Source organism: Paludibacterium sp., from assembly GCF_019232825.1.
Classification (GTDB): domain Bacteria; phylum Pseudomonadota; class Gammaproteobacteria; order Burkholderiales; family Chromobacteriaceae; genus Paludibacterium.
The window spans coordinates 1-10,856 of the sequence record NZ_JAFAND010000101.1 but is presented as its reverse complement, the minus strand read 5'-3'; the positions used below and the strand labels follow the sequence as shown (position 1 = coordinate 10,856).

Below are 10,856 nucleotides of genomic sequence, written 5' to 3'. Positions count from 1 at the left end.
GTGCCAGACATGCTGTATCCCTATGCTTGTTCTTATCCAATGAGCGCATCGGCGCTGGTAACGCAGCCAGGGAGACGGAAATGAAGTGGTGGCCACTAGTGACACAGATTGGAGCCGAGCACGCCTGAAGCGCCGACGGACGACCTGAGTCAATACCCCCAAGTGCTCATCGAACTGATTTCCCCGATCGCCCGTCCCCCGAGCTAACGATGTCACTTTCCTTAAAATCTACTATAAAGCTGCATTTTATGTAACTCTTTGACGCAATTAATGGCATATTTTGTCCGGGGTCTTCTGGACTTATGAACCGCCAAAAATCCCGGCGTGAGGGACCCTCTGCATGTAGCATGAACGAGGCATGCGGTATTTCATGTAAGAGGAAGGGACTAACATGGCACACGTCATTTCACCAGTTCAAAAGCGCCGCGATGCCTTGCGCAAGGCCGGACTTCGCCCAGTACTAATCTGGGTACCCGATACGCGCCGCCCGGGCTTTGCAGAGGAATGTCGCCGACAATGCCTTCTTGTGGCTCAGGCTGATAGCACCGACATGGCCATGCAGCAGTTCATGGACGAAACCTTACCGGACGTAGAAAGCTGGACAGAATGATGCGCGGCGACTTCTTGAACAGCTCCTCAGAACCGGAGCGAGATATAGGCTGAAGTGATACTCTTATCTATTTACTTTTGTGCTTAGTCACTCGCTTTGACTTTGCATTAATAGAAAAACGAGCTAGCGGCTCCGACATGAGCCGTGTCTCATAATCTCGGCTTCCGAACTCTCTGCCGACTGGAATAATATTTTGCCAAAGCAGATCTTCAGCTAGCAATCCACAAGCGACGAGCTCGTTGATTCGCGCTCTTGGCAGCCCGAGGAGTGCCGCCACCGCTCTTAATGGAATGTAATCATCAATCAGGTCTCCAGCGTCAATTAGAGAACTTCGCTGTAGATTTGCATCGAAAACTGACCCACTTTGCTGGGATTTTTGCATCGAAAATTGACCCACGTTTGAGACACAATCCTACCTAAGCAATCAGGTGGGAGATTGGAGTGATCGACGTGGCATTACTAGGAATTATTCGGCGCTGGCACCTACGAGACCAGATATCGCTAAGAGAGATCGCCAAGCGACTTGGCATTTCAAGGAACACCGTTAGACGTCACCTGCGCTCTGAAACTGTAGAGCCAGCCTACGCAGACCGCCGTTCGGCCAGTGCTTTGGATCCATACGCATTCAAGCTTTCAACGTGGCTAAAAACGGAATCCACCAAATCTAGAAAGCAAAAACGCAGCCTCAAGCAGATGCATGCAGACCTACGCGTGCTCGGATTCGACGGCTCATATGATCGTGTTGCAGCGTTTGCTAGGCAGTGGAAAGTGGATCAGTTAGACCGGGTCAGTTCTGCGAGCAAAGGAACAAACTAGCCTCATCATTACTACTAACTTAGGCTTTTCCGAATGGGGAAATGTATTTGGAGATGCAAAGATGACAACTGCCTTATTGGACCGTCTCACCCACCACTGCCACATTGTTGAAACAGGCAATGACAGCTATCGTTTCAAAAATAGCTCGACACGTTCAACAGAACAGGAGAAATTGACCAGTATTACTTCCGAGAAAAGACGGAACGACTAATTTGGAGTGGGTCAAATTTCGATAAAAATAGTGGGTCACTATTCGGCGCAATTCAACAATGGGTGTGGTTCTGGCTGGCAATTTTTCCTCGCAAAAATGTCTTGCAAAGGAGGTGTAGCTCTCGCAAAAGCCAACCAGTCGTATACGACCGAAAATACTCGTGAGAAAATACCTGGAGGGCAGAGACAGGGGCTGAGTGGCGGCCGTGGGGGAAAGATGAACAGAGAGCCAGGCACGGGTGGTCTGCAGCCTCAATCTTATGAAGCTTGGGAGCAGACTGCGAAAGAGCTGATTGAAATAGAGATGATGAGACGCGGCATCCGGTACAAACAACTGTCCCGTCTGTTGGAGGGGCAAGGAATCTACGAGACGCCTGACCAAATAAACCGCAAGGTCAACCGAAAGCGCTTCAGCGCAGCGTTTTTGGTTGTCTGCTTGTGCGCCATGGGAGTAGAGACTCTCTCCCTCAAATAGGGACAGAGTGGCGCAACGCCATTGCGCTACGACCCATTCCGTCCAGTTCGACTCTAGCCAGACCTCTTCCATGCCAGCCTCCCGCTTTCGTACCCTCTCATAAATAGGGGGTACCACCGAACTTCCGGCGGGAAATACTAGTTCTGGCTCGTCATGGTGTTACTGCATGCCGGCGTTGCACCGGCAAAGGAAAGCCTAGACAGCGATTGGCTCCATTTCAAGTGGTCTTGCCCTGTTTTTTACCGAACCGCTGGTTAGCCAGTTCGGCACATTCACGAACCAATGCGCCCGCTTCTAACATCGTTAGAATGTTGTTAAGTTCGATGTCATCATCCCGCCGTCGGGACGGGAGGCCAAGCCCCCTCAGGCAGCCGCGCGCCCTCTGATTGTCTCCAGCACTTGGACAATTTGTGTGACTTTGGCCGGCGGAAACACACCCAGCGGACCTTGGGCGTTCAAGTCCGTGAAAGGGGACTGGAACAGTCGTTCCGGCTCCATCACTCCCGTCTGGGTAAGCTCCTGGACGATGAGATTGATGAACTCAATCTGGTTCGGGGTGGTGGTAGTCCCAGTGAGGAACTCGCTAAATGCATGCATGGCGGCCTCCCGGTCCAAACCCACCAGTGAGCGGATGAAGACACCAAGGCCATGGCTTTGCTCCTTAGCCTCGCTGATAAGTTGCGGTGAACCGCCTGCAGCTAGCAGCATTTTCTCTAGTTCATCGAGGTCAGAGGGAGTGAGCGGCTGATTACGGCGCAGGCGCTGGAGAGAGATGTGGGATTCGTGGGCCTTGAGGAACACTCGGGCCTTCTCCTTAAATTTGGCCATATTGAGGCCTGCGGTGACCTGGGGCAGGTCGATGGTTTGCGACTCGCCCAGCTCGTCCTCAAAATCGGTATACACAATCTTCTTCTGTCCCTTAGGAATCAGCTTCACCAAGGCACGTAATCTCCGCCGGACCGTTTCGACCATAGGCACAGTAACGTCGTCCCACCATTCGTCGCTGGCCACTGCTTGGATGAAGGGCATGGCCTCCTTGATGGCGGGGATGTTGGTTTGCTCCTCAAGGGCGCTGGCGATGACTTGAATCTTTTCCTTTAGGGTAACGAACTCAGGCTTGGCTTGGAGGATAGATAACTGAACTCGCAGACATAGCATGTCGAACCGCTTGGCCTCCTCGTCTTCGTCTGCCAGCTCTGTAGGCAGGTCAGCAACACGAGTCCGGAGTTCCAGTAAATCTTCCATCCCCAGCGCCACCCAGGCTTCGGCCTTGGCGAACTTCTCCACCGGTTGCCGATGGGGCCGAACAACGAAATTGTCCACCTTCATGGCAGCCACCCGCTCATGCAGAAGGGCGGCTACGTCGACCCGCAGCTGTTTTTCGCTCGGATGGTCGTCATTGGAAGCTTGCGATTCGCTAGTTTTCACCTGGTTGGCAAGCCTATCGTCCAAGGCGCTAATCACATCCAGCCGTGCCTTGAAGAGCCGCGTACTCAAGGACTCACTCATAGAGCCGTCCGAGGTTTCGGGATTCTGGCTAAAGAATTCCAGGTTCTGGCAAAAGTCGAAAATAAAGAAGTTCTTTTTGTCTTGATTAGGCCCAAACAGGTCCTTGCAAAGCCGAGTCCCCCGCCCCAGCATCTGCCAGAACTTGGTTTTTGACCGCACTACCTTGAAGAAAACCAGATTGACTACTTCCGGCACGTCGATGCCGGTGTCCAGCATGTCCACTGAAATGGCGATGTGGGGCGCCTTGTCCTGGTTGGAAAAATCGTCAATCAGGCTCTGGGCGTATTCCGTCTTGTAGGTCACCACCCGCGCGAAGTGCCCCTTGTAATGCGGGTAGTTGGCATCGAAGCGGCTGGCGATGAAGTCGGCATGGTCATTGTTCTTGGCGAAGATGATTGTCTTGCCGAGCCTGTCCCCGCCCGCCACCTTCTGACCCTTGGTCATGAGGGTTCCCAGGACCTTATCCACGGTGTCGGCGTTGAACAGCCATTTATTGACCGCCTCCGCGTTTACCTCGTCGGGGACGTTGCCTTCGTCGTCCCACTCCTTGGCGTCCCATTCCTCCTTCTCCTCTTCCGTGAGGTCGTCGTACTTGATGCCCTCCCGCTGGAACTTGAGGGGTACGGAGATGGGAACGGGCGGCACGAGGTGACCATCGGCCACGGCTTCGTCCAGCCCATAGGCGTCGGTTGGCACGCCGGTTTCCAGGTCGAAGAGTCCATAGGTGTTGTGGTCAATCTCGTCCTTCGGGGTGGCAGTCAGGCCGACCAGGAGGGAGTCGAAGTAATCGAAGATGGCGCGGTACTTCTGGTAGACGGAGCGGTGCGCTTCATCAATGACGATGAGGTCGAAGTGGCCGACACCGAAACGGCGCTGACCGTCGAATGCATCGTCAATCAAGCCCATCATGGTGGGATAGGTCGAGACATAGACCCGTCCTTCGGTTGCCTTGTCGGTGACCAAATTGACCGGGGCAGAATCCGGCAGGTGCGCCTTGAAGGCATTGACCGCCTGGTTGACCAAGGCCACGCGGTCAGCTAGGAAGAGGATGCGCTTCGCCCAATTGCAGCGCATCAGGACGTCGGCCAGGGCGATGACCGTGCGCGTCTTGCCGGCGCCCGTGGCCATGACGACCAGGGCCTTGCGTTGGTTCTCCACCTCGAACGTGTGGCCGATACGGCGGACTGCTCGGGTCTGGTAGTAACGCTCAATGATAGCGCTATTGATGACTACATCCGCAAGCGGCTTCCGGCTGCTGCGACGCTGGATGAAGAGTTCCAGTTCGGCTTTCTTGTAGAAGCCCTGGACGGGGCGGGGCGGATAGGAAACGTCGTCCCATATCCAGTGCTCATAACCGTTGGAGTAGAAAATGATGGGCCGCTGGCCGTACATCGTTTCCAGGCAGTCGGCGTAGAGCTTGGCTTGTTGCTGACCAACCATGGGGCTCTTGGTAGTGCGCTTGGCTTCAATCAGCGCCAACGGCTTGCCGTCGTCGCCCCAGAGCACGTAATCGACAAAGCCCTTACCCTCGGCATTCGGCATGCCGGCGACTTCCACCTCGAAGTTGATAGCCGGGTCGAGATTCCATCCGGCCTCCTTCAGCAGCACGTCGATGAAGGCCTTGCGAGTTTCTGCCTCCGAATAGTCGTGGGTGTCCGGCTGGGCGGCGTTCGCCTTCTTCGCTTTGGCCACCTCGTCCCGCAGCTTCGTGAGTTCATCGCTCAAGGCCGCCTTATCGGCCAGCAGGATGGAAAGCTTCTCGTCCCGCTCCCGCAGGATGCCTTCGAGCTTTTGCAGCTGCTCCTGGGACTGGATGGGGGTAACAGCGGCCTTTGGCAGCAGGCCCGCATCGAATGCCAGGCCAGGAGCAGGGCGCGAAGTGCGGCCGTAGGTGCGCACCAGCCAGTAGCAGAAATGGAATAACTCCCGCGCCGCATTCAGGGCGTCGGAGGGTGCAATCTTCCTGGAGCTATGCACCGCCAGATTACCCAGGTCCTTGATGAGCCGTGCCTTGGTGTACAGCGCATCCCCGGCCACTTGGCGGAAACTGGGCTCGTGAATCAAGGCACTCAGGTTGTCCTGGTAGGGCAGGCGCAGGGCGGAATCATGCTTGTACAGCCAGGCCAGTGCCAGTTCCAGGGTGCGGCGGGCATAGAAGCAGGCTCCACGCGCATCACTGTTCGCCAGTTCCTCCACCTTCGAGGCCGACTCGAACAAAAAGCCCCATTCAGGGGGGCGGAGGAAGGCGAAGTTGCTCATAGCTGGGCTTTCTCACGAATAAAGCTATTCATCCGTTCGGCCAAGGCCACCCGGCGCTGTTGCAGAAAATCTCGGTAGCACTCGATAGGCCAAAGGTCCGGATTCGTCGGCACACATTGGCTCAATAGCGCCTGCTCGCCTTGCTTTGCAACGATGTCGGCAAGGTAGCCCGTGGCCTCCTTGTTGCTAATGCGGCGGTTCGTCTGGCCGGTGATGAAGGCCATGTTGGCGATTTCGTTGATTTCGCCCGTTTCGTAGCCGCTCTGCTTCAGCAGAGACTTGGGGATGATGTGGTGCCACTGGATGAAGTGCAGTTTGCCCTGGTGGGTCAGCGACAGCCCCAGACCGCTATACCAATCCTTTGCCCCCGAGGCTTTGAGCGCCAGGTAAGCCAACGAAAATAGCGGACTGTTCACGCCGCGGCCGGCGAGGTCGCCAGGCTCGATATGCAATCGGCCAAACTGGCGTTTAACCGGCTCCATCAAGGCCCCAATATCCCCGGACTTGAAAATGATGTTCAAGTCTTCATTAAGCAGGGTTTCCGTCGAACCACGGGAATAGCGGCCGCGAGCATTGGCGACCAAGAGCCAATGCAGCAGTTTGTTCTGCTCATCGGCTGTCAGCTTGTTGTCCTTGATGCGGCTAATCGCAGCCAGGGAATGGATGAACATGGGCGAAGACAGCAGCGACTCGTCCTCGATACCGGCATTGGTGCGCAGGAAATTGATGGCGAAGCGCAGCCCTTCCTTGGCCTGCTCCCAGCCTTCCTTCAACGCATCAACCGGAGTGCTGGCCACGCTGCGGAACAAGCATTGCTTGGTGGCAAACACCACGATGGCGCGGACCAATTGCCCAAGGTCGATGGTGAACCAGCTTTGCTCACACTCGTCCTGAAATGCCTCAAGTTCCTTCAGCAAGTTCTGCCAGCGCGAGGTCATCTGGGCCAGGGCAAGGTCGGAGGAACGTAGTTTCGCCCCCAGAGAATTCACCCGGACGAAGATTTCGGTTACTTCCTCGTAGCTCATGCTGCGCTCAAGCACATGGACCACATAGTGGTAGTCCTTGATGGTACGGAGCTTCTTCAGCCGGTCGGAATACTTCTGGAAGCGCGGGTCCTTGAACGACTCGATGCCGGCCTTTTCCAGAATCTCGGCATCGTTGGCGGTCTTGAAGACTTCACTGACCGACACCCATTGCGGCTGAGATGCCAGGTTCTTGCTGGCAACGACAAAGGTTCGCCGATTCAGCTTTTCCTGAAGCCCGGCTTCGTTTTCATCGGCCTCGTCGCCGTTTTCATCCGTTACTTCGTCGTCGGCAATAACCGGGGAAACTTCATCGCTCTCAACCTCTATGATGTCGGTCGGTGGACCATCAGGGTGCTCAAGATTGAACAGGATGTCGATGGGTCGTTTGCGACCGCGCACCGAAACCGGCTCGCCACCCAACACAGCAGTCAGGGAGGTCAGGCGTTGCTGTCCATCCAGCAACAGCTTGCGGCCGGCGAACGCGTTTGTCTCCTGGGCAATGGCGAACTCCCGCGTTGGCACCGGCTCATCGGTCTCCCACATCAGGATGGAACCGCTCGGGTAGCCGCGATAAAGCGAATCCAACAAGTCCCGCACCCGCGTTCCCTGCCAGACGTAGTGACGCTGAATCTCAGGGAGACGCAGCTCGCCACGCTTGTACATGTCCACCAATGTAGCGATGGGGATGTTCTGCTGCTGCATGGTTAGAGTTCTCCTCGGAAGGCGCGGTGCTGGAGGGAAGAAAACAGGCTATCCAGTTCGGTAAGAGATGCTCTATAGCAGGCCTTCACCTGGAGCAGGGCGCCGATGCGCTGGCGATATTGGGTCTGGAGTTTCAATGGCGGCTTTGCAAGCTTGATGCTTTGAACCTCAGTTGCGTTGATGTTCGCCATCCCAATAATGCTCTTACACATACCTCGCAAAATGCGCTTTGCGTAAGCAGTATTCATGAAACCGCTCAGGTATTCGGGGTCGTTACTTTCATTCGTCCTCAGCCTGATGAGGTAGCCAGCATAGGCCATCGGTATTTTCTCTCGGAATATTGCGGTCTTCCCCACGAGCTCGGCACTATTGGTTCGATTGAATAACACGTCGCCAGTTTTCACGAGATAGCGTTCGTGTTCTGAATCCGCCAAATCCATGTATTTCAGGTCAGAAAGGTCAAACTCCCCTGTGCGTGTAATGTTGTTCATCCGAAGGACCGGAAACTCTCCGCTGGTGGCTGATTTCTCGCTAGTCCCGTAGGAAGCTGATTTCAGTAGGTCACCAACCGTTGTTATTGGCCACCCTTTGGGATTCGTGGCAGGGTCCCCAAACGTCTCAATGAAAATCGCCTGCTGAAGTTCATCCAGCTGCGCCAAGGCTTCCCGACGCTTGGCGCGTAGAGCATCGGCTTGGTCAAGGATGGCGGCAATGCGGCGTTGTTCGGGGAGAGGCGGAAGCCACAGAATCAAATTCAAACATCTCTCGATATTCAGATTAGATATGTTGGTTGTCTTCTGCCCGAAACTGCGAAGCAATGCTTGGGTTCGTTCTGAAGAAAACCAGCGATAGAGGAATCTCGGCTCTACTTTGTCAGGTGCTGCTCGAAGAACCGACACAAATCCACCAAAGCTCGACGGCCATGCAAGCTTTGGTATCCAACTACATTTGCCGACGAGATTCCAGCTATTTGCGCTAGAGACCAATATGTCGCCTTCAGCCAACAGCTGCTCCTCTCGACGCACGAACTCTCTTGATACAGCCCATACGTCTGAGCAGTCGAGTTCCTCCTGGACGTTCTTCGTCCGCATACAACCGACGCTACCTTCTGTTCCCAGCGGGACTACATCGTCTGGTTTGAAGTTGATGCCCCGAATGAACTCCGCGACATCGCCAAGCCTAACCTCCAAAGCGGATGTCACGTCAACATCCCCTCAAGCGCCATCATCCCCGCCTGAATCTCGTCTTCCAACTTGGCCAGCTTGGCGAGAATTTCCTGTGGCGGCAGATGCTCAACCATCTCATGCACCACTTCCTTATAGCGGTTGATGGAGAGGTCGTAGCCCTGAGTGGCAATATCGAGCTTGGTAACGCAGAAGCTCTGGGCAGTACGGGCGTTCTGAAGTTCGCTGGTAGTGCGCAGATTCCAACGGGTTAAGACATCAGGCAGATTGTTCTTGGCGTGGTCGGCTTCGGTTAACGCCGTGACTGGCGTGACGCCAAGCTTATCCTCGGCGAGCAACGGCTGGCGCTTGTCGTCCAAGCTCCAACCGTCGGCTTCCATATCGTAGAACCAGACATGGTCTGTACCACCGGAATTGGTCTTCGTGAAAATCAGGATGGCGGTTGATACGCCCGCATAGGGCTTGAAACAGCCGGCGGGCAGCGAGATAACCGCATCCAGCTTCTGCTCCTCGACTATCATCCGACGCAGTTCCTTGTGCGCCTTCGAGGAACCAAACAGCACACCGTCTGGCACGATGACCGCCGCCCGGCCACCGGGCTTGAGCAGCCGCAGGAAAAGCGCCAGGAACAGCAGTTCGGTCTTCTTCGTCTTGACCAGGGCCAGCAGGTCCTTGGCGGTGTTCTCGTAGTCCAAGGAGCCAGCGAAGGGCGGATTGGCGAGGATGAGGGAATACTTTTCCTCGTCCCCGGCATGGTCCTGAGCCAAGGAGTCCTTGTAGCGGATGTCCGGGTTCTCGACGCCATGCAGGGCCATGTTCATGCTGCCAATGCGCAGCATGGTGTTGTCAAAGTCGTAGCCATGGAACATGGCCTTGTGGAAATGCTCTCGCGCCGTAGCATCGTTGAACAGAGCCGCATGCTTGTCGCGCAGGTATTCGCCGGCTGCCACCAGGAAGCCACAAGTGCCGCTGGCTGGATCGCAGATGACATCCATAGGCGTGGGTGCGGTGAGTTCCACTATCAGCTTGATGATGTGGCGGGGCGTGCGGAACTGACCATTCTGACCGGCGCTGGCAATCTTGCCCAGCATGTATTCGTAGAGGTCGCCCTTGGTGTCACGGTCATCCATGGGCACGTGTTCAAGCATGTCCACCACCTTGGCCAGCAGCGCCGGGGTAGGAATGGTGAAACGGGCGTCCTTCATGTGCTGGCTGTATGTGGAGCCATCGCCCCCCATGCTGCGCAGGAAGGGGAAGACATGTTCCCCAACCACATTGTGCATTTCGGCAGGCGCGAAGTTTTTGAACCGCGACCAGCGAAGGTCGTTGTAGTCCCGCCCCTTGGCATCTTTACCCTGTGGGAATATTGGTTTGGCCATGGGCTTCTTGAGCATCAGGGCCTTGCTCTCTTCTAGGGTGTGGGAATCATCGAGTCTGCGAATGAACAGAAGGTAGGTGATTTGCTCCAAGACTTCTATCGGGTTCGAGATACCTCCCGACCAGAAGGCATCCCAAATTGCATTGACTTGGCTTTTTAGTTCACCGGTAAGCATAAATTTCCTATTCTGGCGCCTATGCCTGTTTTTGTTAAAGGTTGGCACGGACTCAACCTTGCATATTAACTACGCTCTAACTGTCGCGCAAACTGAAACATGCAGCCAGCACATCGTGCTTAATCTCGTTGCGCCGTTACTCAACGTAATGCACCCGAGCAAATGTTGAGCCTTGAACAGTGCTGGGGGCTGGTGACGCATGTCGCTAACCGAGTGCTAGTTCCTAATATGGAAAAACCGACCACCAGGTCGGTTTTTCAATTCCTTAAAATCCAATATCACACTTAGTGGGATACAAATAACCGTTAATTGCAGTGGTCTATTGGAAGCAAAGCGCCATCAGCCCAAACTATCAAGCTGCACCCATCAATAAATATCTCAATGGATGCCTCCCAAAATCTCGGGTTATGGCTCCCGCTACAGCGGCATCAAACATCAATATTCCCCGCCTGCAACGCATTAGATTCAATAAACGCCCGAAGCGGTTCCACATCATCGCCCATGAGCGTCATG

6 protein-coding genes and 2 pseudogenes are annotated in these 10,856 nt (G+C 55.1%); 4 read left to right on the top strand and 4 right to left on the bottom strand.

Features of this window, described 5'->3' with window-relative positions; translation table 11 throughout:
- Positions 1 to 391 precede the first annotated feature (391 nt).
- From JOZ06_RS13545 to JOZ06_RS20705, 4 genes and pseudogenes are all read left to right on the top strand, one after another.
- Positions 392 to 610, top strand: a complete 219-nt coding sequence (locus tag JOZ06_RS13545; protein WP_293233292.1) for an antitoxin MazE family protein — start codon at positions 392 to 394, stop codon at positions 608 to 610.
- A gap of 441 nt (positions 611 to 1,051) precedes the next feature.
- Positions 1,052 to 1,375 (top strand): annotated as a pseudogene (locus tag JOZ06_RS13540) (helix-turn-helix domain-containing protein); the annotation flags it as partial.
- A 40-nt stretch (positions 1,376 to 1,415) separates the two neighbouring features.
- Positions 1,416 to 1,637: pseudogene (locus JOZ06_RS13535) on the top strand (ATP-binding protein); the annotation flags it as partial.
- Positions 1,638 to 1,733: 96 nt separating this feature from the next.
- Positions 1,734 to 2,111: a DUF6471 domain-containing protein gene (locus JOZ06_RS20705; protein ID WP_366814825.1), complete on the top strand. Its 378-nt coding sequence runs from the start codon at positions 1,734 to 1,736 to the stop codon at positions 2,109 to 2,111.
- Between the two features lie 363 nt (positions 2,112 to 2,474).
- Here the strand turns inward: JOZ06_RS20705 and JOZ06_RS13525 are convergent, their stop codons facing one another.
- From JOZ06_RS13525 to JOZ06_RS13510, 4 genes are read right to left on the bottom strand one after another with little or no spacing between them, the layout of a single operon-like run.
- Positions 2,475 to 5,879, bottom strand: coding sequence for a DEAD/DEAH box helicase family protein (locus JOZ06_RS13525; protein ID WP_293233288.1), 3,405 nt, complete (start codon positions 5,877 to 5,879; stop codon positions 2,475 to 2,477).
- Entirely contained in the window at positions 5,876 to 7,606 is a 1,731-nt protein-coding gene (locus JOZ06_RS13520; RefSeq protein WP_293233286.1) for a DUF262 domain-containing protein, read from the bottom strand. Before JOZ06_RS13520 ends, JOZ06_RS13525 begins: the two co-directional genes overlap by 4 nt.
- A gap of 2 nt (positions 7,607 to 7,608) precedes the next feature.
- Positions 7,609 to 8,808, bottom strand: coding sequence for a restriction endonuclease subunit S (locus JOZ06_RS13515; RefSeq protein WP_293233284.1), 1,200 nt, complete (start codon positions 8,806 to 8,808; stop codon positions 7,609 to 7,611).
- The gene (locus tag JOZ06_RS13510; protein WP_293233282.1) at positions 8,805 to 10,343 is read right to left on the bottom strand and encodes a class I SAM-dependent DNA methyltransferase; all 1,539 of its coding nucleotides are present in this window, start codon (positions 10,341 to 10,343) and stop codon (positions 8,805 to 8,807) included. The genes JOZ06_RS13515 and JOZ06_RS13510 overlap by 4 nt, the downstream gene beginning before the upstream one ends.
- Positions 10,344 to 10,856: the final 513 nt, after the last annotated feature.